This window comes from Streptomyces sp. NPDC049627 (assembly GCF_044465645.1).
GTDB lineage: Bacteria > Actinomycetota > Actinomycetes > Streptomycetales > Streptomycetaceae > Streptomyces.
The window spans coordinates 122,864-139,238 of the sequence record NZ_JBITLW010000003.1; the positions used below are offsets into that span (position 1 = coordinate 122,864).

Sequence of the window (16,375 nt, forward strand, 5' to 3'; positions counted from 1 at the left end):
ACTGGACGTCCACTGGGACCCCTCCCGGGGCCTGTTGCCTACGCTCCGCCCATGACTGCTCCCCGCAGAGGGATCCTCGCGATGGCCGCCGCACTGATGGTGGCAGGCTGTTCAAGTTCCGGCTCCCCGGACGCCGCGCCAACGGCCTCTTCCCCGGCCGCCACGTCCAGCACGCCGCGCCCACGGCCGACCGCCACGGCAACCTCGGCCTTCTGCCTCGACCTGGAGACCTTCCAGGTCGGGGTCGTCGCCTTCCGGTCCGATGTGGGCGCGGCCATCGAGGGGCAGCCGCTGGACTTCGAAGACCTGCGGGCGAGGGCCGCCCTGATCGCCCGTACCGGCAAGGAGATGCAGGCGAGCGCGCCGCGGGACATCGCTGGCCACTTCCGTGCCGTGCTGAAGGCGATCGATGCCTCGGCGAGCGGCTTGAAACAGGGCGCGAAGGTCCGCGATGTCGTGGATCCCCTGTACGGCAAGCACATCCTTCCCGCCTTCGACGCGGTCGACAGCTACGACTGCGGCGCTGTGGACGGGTAACCCTCGACCGGCGGGGAGGCGCACACAGCTGCACGCTCCCCACGCTCGAACCGGCTGTGCTCGGCTCGCGGGGGGGGGCACCCCATCACCCCCCGCTCGGGACGGTCGAGCGACGCGGTCCCTCTCAGCCGACCTGATCCAAACGACAGGCCCTAGGCCCGCGGTGCGGGCCCGAGCGCAGGTGGCGTCCGGTCGTCGCCGGCGGGGCCGATGTCGCCGGTCTCCCATCCGGGGTCGTAGGCACAGGGCACCGCCGCGTCGCCGGTGAAGTACTCCCGGTCGGGGTACCAGGTGAAGGACATCCGCTCGTCCCCGTCGTCGCGCCGGACGTACAGGTCCCAGTCCTTGCCTCCCCCGCCCTCGCGGTAGGAGGTGACCTCCCAGCCGTCGTCCTCCAGATGCCGGCGCAGTCGGCGGAGGCCGGGGACGGCCTGGCTCGCGGGCACGTGGTCAAGGGCCCAGCTGTGGCTCAGCCGATAGGCGCCGTCGACGGTCCTGTCCTCCAGCCCCAGCGGGCCGCCGTCCCAGCAGAAGCCGGAGCCGAAGGTGTTCTCCGGGCTGACGCCGATGTCCTCGACTCCCGGTTCCACGGTGCGCCGGAACCCCATGACGTCGTACGCCTCCTGGGAATGCCGGAAGGCGCGGCTCGCCATGTCCTCGGGCGCGACGCGGGGAAAGTCCGTCGAGCCCCGTGAGTCCCAGGCGATCATCAAGATCGGCACGAGTACGGCCAGCAGAGCCATGCCGACCACCGCGGCGCACCCGCATCCGAGGGCACCGGGGACGGAAGAGGGGGACCTGGACCCGGTCGGTGCGGGTTCGGTGCTTGTCGGCACGGTCGTCTCGGACATGCGGGGACCGTAATCCCGCGGGGGAGCGCGGCAGATGGGTGCCGCTACCCGGTCCGAGGTAGGTGCGCCTACTCAATCGAAGCGCCCCGGTCACCCACCCGCGACCTCGCCCTCGCCCTCGCCCTCGACCTCCACGGCCACCTGCCCCCCGACCCTCACGCCCCAGCCCGACATGGCCCCGGCCTCCGCCTCCAGCACATGCCGGGCACGGACCCGGGGCAGCCCCAGCCGCCCCGGCTTCATCGTGCGCACGGCGATGACCTTCAGCCGGCGGTCGAGGTAGGCGACGTCGATGGGGATCCGCATGCGGAAGGTGTGTACGCCGCTCGCAGGGGTGAGCAGGATCGCTCCGTCGACGGCGTCACGCCCGAGGAGCCCTTTCGTGCGGGCCCGATAGGACGCGGCGATCTCCAGGGGGACGGACACCGCACCCCGCTCCCCGCGGACGACCAGGGTCCCCTGTCCGTCGCGCAACCGCCGGACGCCCATGCCCAGGCACCTCCCGTACCGCTTTCCCCGAACCGAATGGACCGAAGGGACCGAATGAACCGAACCTACTGGAACGTAAAGCGGTTGCCGGTGGGTTCCGGCCCGGATAGGAAGAACCCATGACTGGACTCGGCGCAGTGTTCCGTCCCCAACTCGCCCCCGAACGGCTCCGATCCGTCGCGCAGCTCGCCGACGACTCCGGCCTCGAGGAGCTCTGGCTCTGGGAGGACTGTTTCCGGGAGGGAGGGATCTCCACGGCCGCGGCCGCCCTCGCCTGGACCGAGCGGGTCAAGGTCGGCGTCGGACTGCTGCCCGTCCCGTTGCGGAACGTCGCCATCACCGCCATGGAGGCCGCCACCCTGTACCGCATGTTCCCGGGCCGCCCGATCCTCGCCGTCGGGCACGGTGTGCAGGACTGGATGGGGCAAGTGGGAGCCCGGGCCGAGTCGCCGGTGACGCTCCTGCGGGAGCATCTCGACGCGCTGCGCGCCCTGTTGCGCGGGGACCGGCTCACCGTCGAGGGGCGGTACGTGAAGCTCGACGACGTCGCCCTCGACTGGCCGCCCGCCGAGCCGGTGCCCGTCATCGCCGGCGTCACCGGCCCCCGCTCGCTGCGGCTCGCCGGAGAGGCCGCCGACGGGACCCTGCTCACCGCCTCCAACTCGCCCGAGGCGGTGCGGCGGGCACGGCAACTCATCGACGAGGGGCGGCAGACAGCGGGGCGCGCGGGCGCGGGTGCCGGCGCGGGTGCCGGCACCGAGGCGCATCACCTCGTCGTGTATCTCCTCGCCGCCACCGGGCCCGACGGGCCTGCGCGCCTCAAGGCCGAGCTCGCCGCGGAAGGGCTCGAATCCGTCCCCGATCTGGGCGTCGCCGGGGACGCGGGCGCCGTCGCGAAGGCGGTGCAGCGGCTTGCGGACGCCGGTGCCGACACGGTGGTCCTGCAGCCGACGGGGGACGAGCCGGACCCGGAGGGGTTCGTGCGGTTCGTGGCCGAGGAAGTGCGGCCCCTGGTTCCCTAGGCCCTGTCGGCGGACACCACGGCGTTGTCAGTGGCTCCTGCCACACTCCTCGACATGAGCGACACGAGCGACATGAACGCCAGGAGTGATGAACCGCGCCACGACAACGCCGACGTACGCCTCCGCGACGTCCTGGAGTCCGACCTCGAAGCCTTCCTCGCCTACGAGCACGACCCGGAAGCCGTCCGGCGGTCGAGCTTCACGCCCCGGCCGCGCGACGCCTTCATGAAGCACTGGCGGACCCGTGTGCTCGGGGACGAGAACAACCTCGTGCAGACGGTCACGGTCGGAGACGACGTGGCCGGCAGCGTCGTCTCCTGGTGGGACGGCGACCGCCGCTTCCTCGGCTACTGGCTCGGGCGGGCGTACTGGGGACGCGGCATCGGCACCAGAGCGCTCGCCCTCTTCCTGGAACTCGAGCAGATCCGCCCCCTGTACGCCGACCCCTTCCACGACAACACCGCCTCCGTACGGCTCCTCGAACGCCACGGCTTCCAGCGCACCGGCACCCTGCCGCACGACGACGACGGATACGTGCTGCTCGTACTCCCCGACGTCGGGGCACCTGAGTGAAAATCAGCGGCGCCCGCTGACACCGCCCTGGCATGATCACGGCATGAACGAGCCGCAGCACCCCCGTACGTTCGACGACCTCGTCGCGGAAGGCGCCGCCGTTCCCACCGAAGGCTGGGACTTCTCCTGGTTCGAGGGGCGGGCCACCGAGGCGCGGCCCTCGTGGGGATACGCCACGTCCCTCGCCGAGCGGCTCACCCGTGCCACGGCCGCCCTCGACATCCAGACCGGGGGAGGAGAGGTGCTCGACTTCGCCCTCCGCCGTGCCGACGCGAAGGTCCCGGCCCTCGCCGCCGCCACCGAAGGCTGGCCGCCGAACGCGGCCAAGGCCACCGCCCTCCTGCGCCCGCACGGCGTCGCCGTCGTCGCCGCGCCGGAGGACGCTCCGCTGCCCTTCGCCGACGGCGCCTTCGACCTCGTCAGCAGCCGGCACCCGGTCACCCCGCACTGGGCGGAGATCACCCGGGTCCTCCAGCCCGGCGGCACGTACTTCGCCCAGCACGTCGGGCCGCGCAGCGTCTTCGAGCTCGTCGAGTACTTCCTCGGCCCCCTTCCGGCGGAGCAGAGCAGCAATCGCCACCCCGATCACGAGCGCGCCGCCGCCGAGGCCGCCGGGCTCGAGATCACCGACCTGCGGGCCGAGCGACTGCGCGTCGAGTTCCACGACATCGCGGCCGTCGTCCACTTCCTGCGGAAGGTGGTCTGGATGGTCCCCGGCTTCACCGTCGAGGCGTACCGGCCCCAGCTCCTCGCCCTGCACGAGAGGATCGAGTCCGAGGGCCCGTTCGTCGCGCACAGCACCCGTCACCTCTTCGAGGCCCGCAAGCCCGGCGCGTGAGTCCGCCCGGGCGTCCCCCGCGTGCGGTCCCGCCCGGCACGGCTAGGTGCAAACTCCGCATCCGTGCGCGAAGGCCCTGCGGACCCTGCACATCCAAGGACTCCTCACCTTTTCCACATTGTTATGACGGCCGACTCGCTTTCCCTTCATCGCTCACGTAAGTTCAGACCAAGGTAATTCGCGTAAGCAAAGCTGCGCGGCGGCACCGCGCAGCGGAGGGGGTTGCGCGGTGCTGCGCGCCTGTACGCGCCCCTGCTGGACGCGCATCGCATCGAATGCGCGTCCGCTGCCCATGGCCGTGGACGCCGTCAAGTGGACGTTCGCGGTCGGGGTCACCCGGGGGAGGGAAGCTCGGACAAGTCGCCGAGCAGGCCGCAAGGTGCGCCAAACCCTATGGATCCGTCCGGATCCCACCCGTTTCCCCAGGGAATCCGCCCCGACGCGGCCACGATTCCGCCACGAAGGGGCCCTCTCGGGGACACCGCGCCGTCGCCGAGCGATTTCGGAGAGTAGTTGTGGCACGCCAATGCGCGCAGCATCCCTTACGAAGGGTTATGGTGGAAACCCCCCCTCGGGCCGGTCCGTCTCCCCCCCACGGACCGGCCCGTTTTTTGTGCCGCCGCGTGGGCGCGACAAGCCCCGCCCAGCCGCGTCCGCCCGCGCACCCCGGAACACGCCCACCCGAGGCGCCCCCCATCCACAGCACCCCGCAAACACGGTCCGAGCCCCGCAGGGGTAGGCTCCCCCCACGGGGACCGTATCCGTACGGAGGGGCTGACAATCACGTGAACCTGCGCGACAAGCTGCGCGGCCTGCTGGTCAGGCTGTACGCACGCCGGGTGGAAGGCCACCTGGACCACGCTCAGGTGCCCAAGCACATCGGCGTGATCATGGACGGCAACCGTCGCTGGGCGAAGGCCGCGGGCTCCTCCACCGTGCACGGCCACCGGGCCGGTGCCGAGAAGATCGAGGAGTTCCTCGGCTGGTGCAGCGAGACGGACGTCGAGGTCGTCACCCTCTGGCTGCTGTCGACGGACAACTTCGACCGGCCCCAGGAAGAGCTCGTCCCGCTCCTCGGGATCATCGAGGACGTCGTCCGTACCCTCGCCGCCGACGGGCGCTGGCGGGTGCACCACGTCGGCACGCCCGACCTGCTGCCGTCCGCCATGCAGACCACCCTCAAGGAGGCCGAGGAGGCCACCGCGCAGGTCGACGGGATACTGGTCAACGTCGCCATCGGCTACGGCGGCCGCCAGGAGATCGCCGACGCCGTGCGGTCGATGATCGTCGACGCCCACGACAAGGGCACCTCGATGGAGGACCTCGCCGAGTCCGTCAGCGTCGACCTGATCGGCCGCCACCTCTACACCGGCGACCAGCCCGACCCGGACCTCGTGATCCGCACCAGCGGGGAGCAACGGCTGTCCGGATTCATGCTCTGGCAGACGGCCCACTCGGAGTACTACTTCTGCGAGGTCTTCTGGCCGGCCTTCCGCAAGGTGGACTTCCTGCGCGCCCTGCGCGACTACGCGGCCCGGCACCGGCGTTACGGCGGCTGAGCCCTTTTCGGCCGCTGCCGACCGGCTTTCGGCCGCCTCATCGCCGTACTCCGGCGAGACGTAAGTCACCCACTACGGGACAGAAGTAACAAGGAGTTCACCAGCGCGCCGTCATATGCGCTGGCATGGCACCGCATGTTCGAGGGCATAAGCCAAGCAGGTCGACACCCGAACCACGGGTGTCGTATCTCAGCGGGCGGCACCGGAGCCGTCCGCCCGGGAGGCCCTTTGCACCAGCTCGACCGTGCGATCACGGCATGGAAGAAGCAGTGGAGGGCCGGTTTTCGGCCCGTGCGTGACGTGCAGGGCGGCCGACGACCGGTCCAGCTCCACTCCGTCGCTCCCCGACCTCATCCGAGGGGGTACGTCCTTCCGTGGTGACCAGCACAAAGCGCCACAAGCCAGACCGGCGCACCTACGTTCTCGACACCAGCGTCCTGCTGGCCGACCCGAACGCCCTGAGCCGCTTCGACGAGCACGAGGTCGTGCTCCCCATCGTCGTGGTGACGGAACTGGAGGCCAAGCGGCATCATCCCGAACTCGGGTACTTCGCCCGGCAGGCGCTGCGCCTGCTCGACGACTACCGGGTGAGGTACGGCCGTCTCGATGCCCCCATTCCGACCGGGGATCTCGGCGGGACCGTCCGTGTCGAGCTCAACCACTCGGACCCCAGCGTGCTGCCCACCGGCTACCGCCTGGGGGACAACGACTCCCGTATCCTCGCGGTCGCCCGCAATCTGCAGGCCGAGGGGTTCGACGTCACCGTCGTGTCGAAGGACCTGCCGCTCAGGATCAAGGCCTCGTCCGTCGGTCTCCTCGCCGAGGAGTACCGCGCCGAGCTCGCCATCACGGACTCCTCCGGCTGGACCGGAATGTCCGAACTGACCCTGCCGGGCGAACAGGTGGACATCCTCTTCGAGGAAGGTCACATCCACGTCCCCGAGGCCGCCGGCATGCCCGTGCACACCGGGCTGACGATCCACTCCGAGCGCGGCAAGGCGCTGGGCCGGATCACACCCGAGGGCAACATCCGTCTGGTGCGCGGCGACCGGGAGGCCTTCGGCATCAAGGGCAGGAGCGCCGAGCAGCGGATCGCGCTCGATCTGCTCCTGGACCCGGACGTCGGGATCGTGTCCATGGGCGGCCGCGCCGGCACCGGCAAGTCGGCGCTGGCGCTGTGCGCGGGACTGGAGGCGGTGCTGGAGCGCCGTCAGCACCAGAAGGTGATGGTCTTCCGGCCGCTGTACGCGGTGGGCGGGCAGGAGCTCGGCTATCTGCCCGGCACCGAGGCCGAGAAGATGAGCCCCTGGGCGCAGGCGGTCTTCGACACGCTGTCCGCGGTCACCAGCCGCGAGGTCATCGAAGAGGTCACCGCACGGGGAATGCTGGAGGTGCTCCCTCTCACGCACATCCGTGGGCGCTCGCTGCACGACGCGTTCGTGATCGTGGACGAGGCGCAGTCGCTGGAACGGAATGTACTGCTGACCGTTCTGTCCCGAATCGGCGCCAATTCACGGGTTGTTCTGACCCATGACGTGGCGCAAAGGGACAATTTGCGAGTCGGGCGATACGACGGTGTCGTCGCCGTCGTGGAAAAGCTGAAGGGGCATCCGCTCTTCGCCCACGTCACGCTGACGCGGTCCGAGAGGTCCCAAATTGCCGCCCTTGTGACCGAAATGCTGGAGGACGGGCAGATCTGACCCAAGTGCTCAACTTGCGGTAGCTACTCGTTGGTTGGCGCCGTTCGGAAAGGCGGGAGAGCCTATCCGGGCGGCGCCTCGGCGTGTGCGGCTTTCCGGAAATCCCCTGGGACAAACGAGGTGTGAGCTTTCACACGCAACTCGGAATTGCCTTGCGGCATCGGCTTACGGCAGAGTCTCACTCCTGTCAGGCCCCGCATACGACACACCTGTACCCCCAGCGGTACGGCGCAACAGCAACACCACATCAACTCCATAGCGTCGTCGTATGCCGCCCGAGCACCACGCGGCGCTCCCCTCGCGGGAGTTGCCCACCGGGCCCGTGCCTCCCGTGACCCCGTAGGTGGGAGGCCAGCGTCAGGGGCAAGATTGCGTCCGCCAGGGTCACCGAAGCGGGCGATGCTGGAAGGAAACCGTGTGAGTCCGATTTCGGTCAGGGGATTCGCAGTGGCCTCTGCCACCGCGGTCACCGCTGTCGGAAGCGTCGTCGGCGTTGCCTCGGGCAGCACCGCGCAGACCAACGACGCCGAGGCGACGGCTGCCGATTCGACGCTCCTCGCGGACATACCCGCGGGCCAGCAGGCCCAGGTGCAGACCGAGTCCCTGACGGCACAGGCCAACGTGCAGGCCATCGCCGCGGACGCGAGCGCCAAGAAGGATGCCGAGGAGGCCGCCCGCAAGGCTGCCGCCCAGAGCGCGATCGAGAAGCAGAAGGCCGCCGAGAAGGCGGCGAAGGAAGCCAAGGAGCGCGAAGAGGCCGAGACGAAGGCCTCCCGGTCCTCCTCCGCCGACTTCCCGATCCAGAGCTCGTACACCGTCGCGCAGATCCAGGCGATGGCACGCCAGATGGTGCCGGCCGACCAGTTCCAGTGCTTCAGCAACATCGTGGACCACGAGTCCAGCTGGAACTACCAGGCGGTCAACGCCTCGTCGGGTGCCTACGGTCTCTTCCAGGCCCTGCCCGCCGGCAAGTACTCGTCCGCCGGCTCCGACTGGCAGACGAACCCGGCCACCCAGATCAAGTGGGGCCTCAACTACATGAACGACCGGTACCACAGCCCCTGCGGGGCCTGGTCGTTCTGGCAGGCCAACCACTGGTACTAGGCGCTCCGCTGGTTCGGCCGCGATACGTCGTTGTCTGTCTGCGGCGCCGTCGTGGCTCGTCGCGCAGTTCCCCGCGCCCCTTCAGGGCGCTTCTCAACCCTGCGCTGCCCCTCACCGTCCTTTGGTGAGGGGCTGTCGCATGTCCGGGTTCCCGGCCATGTACGGTCGGACGGACGACTCCGGGGGAGTGGTGAGGAGAGACGGGGGACGAGGACGGATCATGTCGCGAGTGCCAGGGTGGCTCGGTCGGCTCGGCGCCGGACTGACCGAGATGAGTGAGCGGTTGGACGAGCGTCGCGCCGAGGTGGAGCGGGAGAGCGCCGAGTTCCGGCCGGAACGGCGGCCCGCAACCGCCGTCGCGCCCGAGCCGCCGGCCGCCGACACCCCACCGCCGCGCGCCGACCACGTCCCACGGCCCCCCGACTACGCCCCCGCGGCACCGCCTCCCCGCACCGACCCCGCGCAGGTCGTCCCGTGGGGCGTACGGGTCGCGGCGGAGGCCGGCTGGCGGCTGCTGGTGCTGGCCGGCACGGTCTGGGTGCTCATGCGGGTCATCAGCGCCGTACAACTCGTCGTCCTGGCGTTCGTCATCGCCCTGCTCCTCACCGCGCTGATGCAGCCCTCGGTGGCGTGGCTGACCCGGCGTGGCGTGCCGCGCGGGCCCGCCACCGCGTTGACCGCGATCCTGGGGTTCGTCGTCATCGGGCTGATGGGCTGGTTCGTGACCTGGCAGGTCATGGAGAACATCGACAACCTCTCCGACCAGGTCCAGGACGGCATCGACGAGCTGCGCAAGTGGCTGCTCAACAGCCCCTTCCACGTCACCGACAAGCAGATCAACGACATCGCCGAGAACCTCCGGGAGGCGATCGGCGCCAACACCGACGAGATCACCTCAGCGGGCCTCGAAGGGGTCACGGTCGTCGTCGAGACCCTCACCGGCATCCTGCTGGCGGCCTTCTCGACCCTCTTCCTGCTCTACGACGGCAAGCGCATCTGGGAGTGGACGCTGAAGCTGGTGCCGGCCGCGGCCCGCCCGGGCGTCGCCGGCGCCGGCCCGCGCGCGTGGGCGACCCTCACGGCGTATGTGCGCGGCACGGTCCTCGTCGCCCTCATCGACGCCGTCTTCATCGGCATCGGCATCTACTTCCTCGACGTGCCGATGGCCGTCCCGCTGGCCGTCTTCATCTTCCTGTTCTCCTTCATCCCGCTCGTCGGAGCGGTGGCGTCCGGTGCCCTCGCCGTGGTCGTGGCGCTGGTGACGCAGGGCATCTTCACGGCGGTCATGACCCTCGTGGTCGTCCTCGCGGTCCAGCAGATCGAGGGGCACATCCTGCAACCGTTCATCCTGGGCCGCGCGGTGCGCGTGCACCCGCTCGCGGTGGTCCTCACGGTGGCGGCCGGCGCCATGGTGGCCGGAATCGGCGGCGCGGTGGTGGCCGTACCACTGGTCGCGGTGACGAACACGGTGGTGGGGTATCTGCGCCAGTACTCCCAGGAAGCGGCGCAGGCAACGGCCGAGGACCAGGCCGCGCCGCAGGCCGAAGCCACCGTGCACAGCGCCGCGGCCGACGCGCCCTCAGTGGTAGAGGACGATGAGAGAGGCGAGCAGCAGAACGCCTGAAGCCGTGACCCCCGGGATCCGGTAGCGGCTCCAAGCGGCGAGCGCGAGGAAGCCGGCCCAGGCCGCGCCCGCGAGGGGGACGGCCCACCAGCCTGCCGCCGACTGCGCGGCGGCCAGAGGGAGCGGCGCGAGCAGGAAGGTCGGGGGGATGACGGCGAGCCGTGGCCTGATGCCCAGCCGCTTGTAGACGACGGTCAGGACGATCACGGCGATCGTCATGGTGAGGGGGATGGCTGTCACACCCCTCCAGGTGACGCAGATGCTGGCGGTGGTCGCGCATGCCCGGTCGTCGTACTGCCTGACCCACGACAGGTAGGTCCCGGCGCCGGTGGCCAGAACCGCGCCCGTGGCGGCCGCGCCCGACACGCGGGGCAGCACGGGCCGTGGTTCCGTGCGGGGGGTGTTCATGCCTGCAGCCTTCCCTAAACGATGGCCGGGGGCCTGAGTACGGATACTCAGGCCCCCGGGATCAGCTATGTGTCACATGCCCCGAAGCGTCTGCTCCAGGTTGTCCGCGTAGAGGCGAGCCCCCGCGATCTTGGGGTGGAAGGACTGCATGGACGCATTCGGGAACTCCTCGTCCGCCTTCTCCCGCCCGTTCTCCACGATGGCGTTGATGGTCTCCGGACTGCCGCAGGCCGCCTTGCCGTCGAACCGGTCCCGCGGGTCGGAGAAGACCACCCACGATCCGGCGTCCTGAGTGGCACCCTTCATCTCGGTCGCGAGATTGTCGGCCAGCGAGCGCACCCAGTCGTTCTCGACGGTTTCGTACGCACCGGGAAGACAGCCGTGGTCCTTCTCGATCAGGCGCGGGTAGCCCATGAGGACGACCTTCGCCTTCGGGGCCAGGCCGTGAATGGCGTTGAGCGTCTTGACGATCTGCGGGCGCACGGCGTCGTGCAGCCACTTCGGCGCCCAGTCCTTCAGGTCACCGGTCGTGCCGGGCTTCGTGTCGCCGGTTGCGGGATCGCGGTTGTCCAGTTCCGTGTACGGGCACGTGGACAGCTGCGGGTCGGCGATGTCGACGCACTTCTTCATGATGTCGCTGAAGCGGGCGTCGTTGCCGCCGATGCTGAGCGTCACCAGGGTGGTGTTCTGGTCCAGGTACCCGGCGTCGAGCTGTGCCACCTCGCCGGACTGGCCGTCCTTGAGCATGTCGAAGGTGCGCGCTCCGGAGCAGGCCACGAAGTGGTAGTCCATCTGCGGGTCAAGGCTGTCGGCCATGGCCCCGATGGAGCTGGAGTACCCCGGAAGCGTGGCCTGCCTCGACCAGGCGAGCTTGGAGCGGTGGCACTTGTCGATTTCGTTCTTGTTCTGCTTGTCGTTGTGGTCGGTCTCCTCGTACAGGTCCTTGCCGTTCTCCCCGGTCGCCCCTTCACCCGAGGAGTAGGAGTCCCCCATCGCGACGACGGAATTGGCCGGCTTGCCCGGAAGGGGCTGGAAGGCGACCGCGTCCCAGGCGATGTCCTCGTCCGCGGTTCCGACCTTGGTCGTGTTCGACAGCTCGACCTTCGGGGTGCCGGTGAAGTGGAACGCGCCCAGGCTGACCCATCCGCCCGCGCGCTGGAGCACGACCCGCTGGGAGTGGAGGCTGTCCGAGCCCAGCACGTTGTACCTGGCCTGCCGGGTCTGGGCGCCGGTGTCGGGAAGGTGCACCAGAACGCGCGCCCAGTTGAGGCTCTGGCCGAGGGTCCAGGTGCCCTTGATGGTCATGTAGCCGTTGTCGCCACCGAAGTGGTCGGCGTCGCGGGTGTGGGTCCACCAGTAGTGGCCGCCGTAGCCGCCGCCCACCGAGTGCAGGTCGGCCTTCGCTTGGTAACGGCCTTCCGTGCCGGGGTTGAACGAGAACTGGAAACTCCCTGCGGACGAGACCGTCGCGCAGCCGCTCTGGTCACTCCAGGTCGGCGTTCCGTTCGGGAGGGAGGCGACGACCTTGGAACCGGCCGGAGCGCCGGAGCACACCGGCGTACCGTGCTGCAGGCGGGTGCCGCGTCCCGGCTCCGACACCAGCGTCTGGTACTTGATGTTCTCGAAGCCGCAGGTGCTGGCGCAGTCGTCCTTCCAGGTCACGTTGGGCTGGTTCCACCAGTACTTCGCGTAGCACTCGGCGTCCGGGCAGTTCGGCGGCGTGTTCGGATTGCAGTTGTTCTTGGAGTTGCAGAACGCGTCGAGCGGCGGAGCGACGTGCACCCGGTTGTATCGCGCGCTGCCTTCGTACAGGTAGGGCAGGTCCGTCCCGTTCCAGAAGGCGGGACGGAAGCCGGCCGATGAGAAGTCGGACTCGCCGGGCCAGTCCTGCCTGCCGGAGGTGGCGTAGGAGAAGCCGGTGTCGATGGACCAGGCGGCCCAGCCCATCACCTTCAACTCGTACGGCCAGTCCTGCGGATGCGCGGCGTCCTTGACGGCGTACGGGTCGACGTCGGTGTTCATGAACGGATGGCCCCAGCCCTTGGCGTAGATGGGGTTGGCCGGGTTGTTGTACCAGCCCAGGCCCCAGTGCCCGTCGTGCTTCGAGGCCTCCGACGGAGGGTTGAAGCCGAGGTTGTAGTTCCACACGGCGGTGAACCAGTTCTCGACCTTGGACGGATCGTCGTTGTTGACGGTGATCTTCTGGCCGGCCTTGTGGACCTCGTTCCACTTGTCGGCGAGGATCTTCATGGAGGCGGCGATGTTCGACGCGTAGTCGACCGCGACCAGCTTCTGCAGGGCCGGGTCGAGCAACTTCTCCTTGTGCCCGCTGGCGTCCACCTTCTCGTGACCGGCCAGCCGCATGCCGTCGGTCACCTGGCCGACGCCGTAGCCGCAGTCGGACTTGTCCCAGTTGATCTGCCAGTAGGCGGCCGGGTCGTTGGGGTCGGCCTTGTGGCCGTAGTAGCCGTCCACGGCGGCCAGCGGGTTGCCCATCTGGCCGGGGATCGACCCGCCCTCGGCCTGCCACAGGTTGGACTCCTGGGCCATGATGCCGAGGAGCACGTTGGCGGGGATCCTGGCCTTGGCGTCGCCCGTCAGCGTCGGCGGCGGGAACAGGCCCTGCGGGTCGATGGTGCCCAGGCCGGCCTGGGAGCGGTATCCGCCCTGCCGGATGTAGTTGGAGCGCAGGTTGCCCCGCACGGCCATGTCGACGGCCCATTCGACCTGATTCGACGTCGGCTGCAGCGCCTGCACCTTGACGTCGTTGCGGGACACGGCGCACCAGCGGTCGTCGTCGGTCGGGGGACTCACGGTCAGGCCCGCCTTCGAGGAGGCGCCCTTCGACCGGTGCGTCCCGGCGGCCTTGGGGAGGACCGGGGAGGGAGTGTTCCCCGAGCCGTCGCCGGCCGCCTGCTGCACGCTCTGCGTCAGCTTGGTCCCGGTGGTGGTGGCGATGCTGGTGACCGTCACGGGCTTGTCGCCGTCGTCGGCGGGCGTCGCCGTCTGCGAGGCGGGTTCCCCGGACTTCGTGAAGCCCTTGCCCGCGCCCTTGATGTGCGCCAGGCCGGCGTGCACACCAGGCGTGAGGACCGGCTCGATCGCGAGACGGCCGTGCGAGGACACATCGGTGCCGGCCGGGGCGTTGAGGCGCGTGACGCCGGTTCCCGCGGTGGCGGGGGAGCCCTTGGGGTGGCCGGTGAGGAAGACCCTGCCCGCCTCGCCCTGCACGAGGTCGAGGTCGCCGAGCTTGGCCGAGGCGAGGGTCTTCGGCTTGCCGCTGCCGGTGAACAGCTTGGCGTGCGCCGCGGAGTCGCCCTTGCGGACGACGAAGCCGATCGTGCCGTCGGCGGCGGGCCGGATGTCGAACGGGGCACCGTCCGCGTCCGCGAGGTTCTTCACCTTGCCGGAGCGGTCGAGGTGGACGAGGCGGCTGCCGAGCGCGGCCACCGTGCCGTCCTTGACCGGAACCGCGCTGGTGATCTCGCCCTTCGCGGCGGCCGTACCCGAGGTCCTGCCGTCCACGCCCACGGTGATGACGCGAGTCCGCGTCGCCGTGGGATCGTTCATGTCCCGGAAGGCGGTGAACGCGGCTGTGTGCGTGGTGGTGTTGCAGGACGGGTCGAAGTAGGCCAACGACCCGTTGAACGGCAGCTTCTTCACCTGGCCGGTCGTCAGATCGACGATGGCGGTGAAGGCGCCGCCCTGCATCAGGTCGGGCTTGTTCGTGAAACTGCGCGGTGCGTAGACGACGGCCGCGTGATCGTGGTCCATCAGGCACTGGTTGCCGATCCACGAATCCGCGGGCATGCCCGGCTCCGACAGGACGGCGGCGGTCCTCCACGAGTACGCCTTGCCGCTGTCGGCGACGAGGATGCGCAGACCGTTCGCATCAGCGGCGGCGGTGACCGCACGGTCGGGACTGGTCTTCCAGCCCTTGCCGAGCTTCTTGCCCGGATCCTTCACCTGGCCGGAAGGCGCCGGCGGTGTGGCGGGGTGGGTGGAGGGGTGCGGGTTCGGTGCGGCGACGGCGGGCGCGGCCTGGAGCAGACCGCCGGTCAGGGCGGCGCAGGCCACTACGGCCACAAGCGGCGCGCGCGTTCGTCTCTTGAGACTCAAGGAAGTTTTCCCCGTGTTCGGTTGGGTGTGCGGGCACGCAGAACTGGAGTGTGCGGGCACGCGGAATGGCAGGACTCCACGCCGTGAGATGACATGGAGTCCTGGGATTACGGCTCTTTCGGCGCTGCCTAGTTGCAGTTCGTCGAGTCCGTCTTGCGGTTGACGATGTACACGCTGTCGCTCGTGGAGTTCTTCATCAGCGCGGTGACCGTGCCGCAACCGCCGCGGGCGCGGTAGACGGGCCCCGCGTACTGGCTGAAGACGCCCGAGTCACTCTCACAGCCGTCCGCGGTCCAGTTCGAGCAGAGCTTGATCTTCATCCACTTCGCGCTGCCCAGATTGTTGTCGAGGATGGCGCACGTGGGTGCGTTGTTGCTCGCGGGGTTGTCTCCCTTTACGTAGACGAAGAGAGTCGCGAAGCGCCTTGAGTCGGGCAGTTGCTCTGCCTTGTAGAGCTTGTATCCGGTGCCGCAGACGTTCCCGGCACGGGCGACGGAGCGGGGCTTGGCCGCCGCGATCGCCTTCGTGTTCTTGTCGGCCTTGGCCGAAACGCCGGCAACGGGCTGGTCGGCTGCGGCGACCTGCGGAGCGGTCAGACCGAGTGTGGCCACGGTGGCCGCGGCTGCGGCAAGTGCGGTTCTCGCGGAAAAGCGGCTGCGCACGGACATGAGATCCCCCAGAGGAAGCATTCATCCGCCCCCCGGAAACCTTGGTCAAGTGGCAGGGGTGGCTGGATGGAACGGTAGTCACCGGGACCCAATCAGATCCCCTCTCCCACTGTCCAAGAGGGTTTCTGTGCGCAAACCGAACATGTCGTTCCGTTTTGACTCCTTGTGTGCGGACCTTCCTCCAACAACGGGAAGAACCGGGCAATCTTCGACCGTCCGGTCACTCTTGGTCCCGATCCGGGCTGGGTCGAGTGGTGAATGTCATGGGACAGGACAACGGCAGGACAACGGCCCCTGTCCACCGGTGGGTGGGCAGGGGCCGTTGTCCTGTCGTGGCGGGTTACTCGGCCGGCTGGGCCAGCACCGCCTCCGCGTCGAGGGTGACGCCGACCGCCTGGATCACGGACGCGATCTTGAACGCCTCCTGGACGACCTCGCGGTCGACGCCCGCCTTGCGGAGCACCTGCTCGTGCGAGTCCAGGCACAGGCCGCAGCCGTTGATGGCGGACACCGCGAAGGACCACAGCTCGAAGTCGACCTTGTCGACACCGGGGTTGCCGATGACGTTCATACGGAGCCCCGCGCGCAGGTTGCCGTACTCGTGATCGGACAGCAGGTGCCGGGTCCGGTAGAAGACGTTGTTCATCGCCATCACCGCGGCGGCGGACTTCGCCGCGGTGTACGCCTCCGGCGAGAGGTTCGCCCTGGCCTCCGGAGCCAGTTCGCGCAGCACGATCGGGGAGCGCGCGGCGATCGCGGTGGCGAGCACCGTGCCCCACAGCTGCTGCGCGGGGAGGTCCGAGTTGCCGATGACCGAGCCGAGGTTGAGCTTCAGGTCCTTGGCGTAGTCCGGTATGCGGGACTTGAGGGAGTCGAGGGACAT

At 69.4% G+C, this 16,375-nt stretch carries 14 protein-coding genes; 8 read left to right on the plus strand and 6 right to left on the minus strand.

All coding sequences use genetic code 11. From position 1 onward, the window contains the following. Positions 1–51 precede the first annotated feature (51 nt). On the plus strand, positions 52–537 hold the full coding sequence (locus tag ACIBU0_RS09685) for a hypothetical protein (RefSeq protein WP_398814308.1): 486 nt from the start codon (positions 52–54) through the stop codon (positions 535–537). A 152-nt stretch (positions 538–689) separates the two neighbouring features. Here ACIBU0_RS09685 and ACIBU0_RS09690 read toward each other — a convergent pair whose 3' ends face one another. Then, a complete protein-coding gene (locus ACIBU0_RS09690; RefSeq protein ID WP_398814311.1) occupies positions 690–1,388 on the minus strand; it encodes a hypothetical protein in 699 nt (232 codons plus the stop codon). A gap of 90 nt (positions 1,389–1,478) precedes the next feature. Beyond that, positions 1,479–1,877 (minus strand): DUF192 domain-containing protein, encoded by a 399-nt coding sequence (locus ACIBU0_RS09695; RefSeq protein ID WP_398814314.1) that lies wholly within the window; start codon positions 1,875–1,877, stop codon positions 1,479–1,481. Positions 1,878–1,996: 119 nt separating this feature from the next. Between ACIBU0_RS09695 and ACIBU0_RS09700 the strand changes: the two genes are divergently transcribed. The 7 genes from ACIBU0_RS09700 (at position 1,997) to ACIBU0_RS09730 (ending at position 10,297) form a co-directional block, all read left to right on the plus strand. After that, positions 1,997–2,899 (plus strand): LLM class flavin-dependent oxidoreductase, encoded by a 903-nt coding sequence (locus ACIBU0_RS09700; protein WP_398814317.1) that lies wholly within the window; start codon positions 1,997–1,999, stop codon positions 2,897–2,899. 54 nt (positions 2,900–2,953) lie between these two features. After that, the gene (locus ACIBU0_RS09705) at positions 2,954–3,472 is read left to right on the plus strand and encodes a GNAT family N-acetyltransferase (protein ID WP_398814320.1); all 519 of its coding nucleotides are present in this window, start codon (positions 2,954–2,956) and stop codon (positions 3,470–3,472) included. A gap of 43 nt (positions 3,473–3,515) precedes the next feature. Continuing rightward, positions 3,516–4,310, plus strand: coding sequence for a methyltransferase domain-containing protein (locus ACIBU0_RS09710; protein WP_398814323.1), 795 nt, complete (start codon positions 3,516–3,518; stop codon positions 4,308–4,310). A gap of 785 nt (positions 4,311–5,095) precedes the next feature. Beyond that, on the plus strand, positions 5,096–5,869 hold the full coding sequence (locus ACIBU0_RS09715) for an isoprenyl transferase (protein WP_398814326.1): 774 nt from the start codon (positions 5,096–5,098) through the stop codon (positions 5,867–5,869). 374 nt (positions 5,870–6,243) lie between these two features. Then, on the plus strand, positions 6,244–7,569 hold the full coding sequence (locus tag ACIBU0_RS09720) for a PhoH family protein (protein ID WP_398814329.1): 1,326 nt from the start codon (positions 6,244–6,246) through the stop codon (positions 7,567–7,569). 399 nt (positions 7,570–7,968) lie between these two features. Beyond that, positions 7,969–8,673 (plus strand): transglycosylase SLT domain-containing protein, encoded by a 705-nt coding sequence (locus ACIBU0_RS09725; protein ID WP_398814332.1) that lies wholly within the window; start codon positions 7,969–7,971, stop codon positions 8,671–8,673. Positions 8,674–8,893: 220 nt separating this feature from the next. Further along, the gene (locus tag ACIBU0_RS09730) at positions 8,894–10,297 is read left to right on the plus strand and encodes an AI-2E family transporter (protein WP_398814334.1); all 1,404 of its coding nucleotides are present in this window, start codon (positions 8,894–8,896) and stop codon (positions 10,295–10,297) included. On the opposite strand, the gene ACIBU0_RS09735 is transcribed toward ACIBU0_RS09730, so the two are convergent. The 4 genes from ACIBU0_RS09735 to ACIBU0_RS09750 form a co-directional block, all read right to left on the minus strand. Next, a complete protein-coding gene (locus ACIBU0_RS09735) occupies positions 10,253–10,705 on the minus strand; it encodes a hypothetical protein (RefSeq protein WP_398814337.1) in 453 nt (150 codons plus the stop codon). The genes ACIBU0_RS09730 and ACIBU0_RS09735 overlap by 45 nt on opposite strands. 72 nt (positions 10,706–10,777) lie before the next feature. Beyond that, positions 10,778–14,824 carry a hypothetical protein gene (locus tag ACIBU0_RS09740; protein ID WP_398814340.1) on the minus strand — a complete coding sequence of 1,349 codons (4,047 nt, stop codon included), beginning with the start codon at positions 14,822–14,824 and terminating at the stop codon, positions 10,778–10,780. 128 nt (positions 14,825–14,952) lie between these two features. Further along, a complete protein-coding gene (locus tag ACIBU0_RS09745) occupies positions 14,953–15,492 on the minus strand; it encodes a hypothetical protein (protein WP_398814343.1) in 540 nt (179 codons plus the stop codon). A gap of 340 nt (positions 15,493–15,832) precedes the next feature. Beyond that, entirely contained in the window at positions 15,833–16,375 is a 543-nt protein-coding gene (locus tag ACIBU0_RS09750) for an alkyl hydroperoxide reductase (RefSeq protein ID WP_398814346.1), read from the minus strand.

Excerpts from the sequence above, each read along its gene's own strand:
- ACIBU0_RS09695 (WP_398814314.1), bottom strand. The coding sequence starts at position 1,877 with ATGGGCGTCCGGCGGTTGCGCGACGGACAGGGGACCCTGGTCGTCCGC.
- ACIBU0_RS09690 (WP_398814311.1), bottom strand. The coding sequence starts at position 1,388 with ATGTCCGAGACGACCGTGCCGACAAGCACCGAACCCGCACCGACCGGG.
- ACIBU0_RS09725 (WP_398814332.1), top strand. The coding sequence starts at position 7,969 with ATGCTGGAAGGAAACCGTGTGAGTCCGATTTCGGTCAGGGGATTCGCA.
- ACIBU0_RS09750 (WP_398814346.1), bottom strand. The coding sequence starts at position 16,375 with ATGTCCCTCGACTCCCTCAAGTCCCGCATACCGGACTACGCCAAGGAC.
- ACIBU0_RS09735 (WP_398814337.1), bottom strand. The coding sequence starts at position 10,705 with ATGAACACCCCCCGCACGGAACCACGGCCCGTGCTGCCCCGCGTGTCG.
- ACIBU0_RS09705 (WP_398814320.1), top strand. The coding sequence starts at position 2,954 with ATGAGCGACACGAGCGACATGAACGCCAGGAGTGATGAACCGCGCCAC.
- ACIBU0_RS09745 (WP_398814343.1), bottom strand. The coding sequence starts at position 15,492 with ATGTCCGTGCGCAGCCGCTTTTCCGCGAGAACCGCACTTGCCGCAGCC.
- ACIBU0_RS09700 (WP_398814317.1), top strand. The coding sequence starts at position 1,997 with ATGACTGGACTCGGCGCAGTGTTCCGTCCCCAACTCGCCCCCGAACGG.
- ACIBU0_RS09710 (WP_398814323.1), top strand. The coding sequence starts at position 3,516 with ATGAACGAGCCGCAGCACCCCCGTACGTTCGACGACCTCGTCGCGGAA.
- ACIBU0_RS09730 (WP_398814334.1), top strand. The coding sequence starts at position 8,894 with ATGTCGCGAGTGCCAGGGTGGCTCGGTCGGCTCGGCGCCGGACTGACC.
- ACIBU0_RS09685 (WP_398814308.1), top strand. The coding sequence starts at position 52 with ATGACTGCTCCCCGCAGAGGGATCCTCGCGATGGCCGCCGCACTGATG.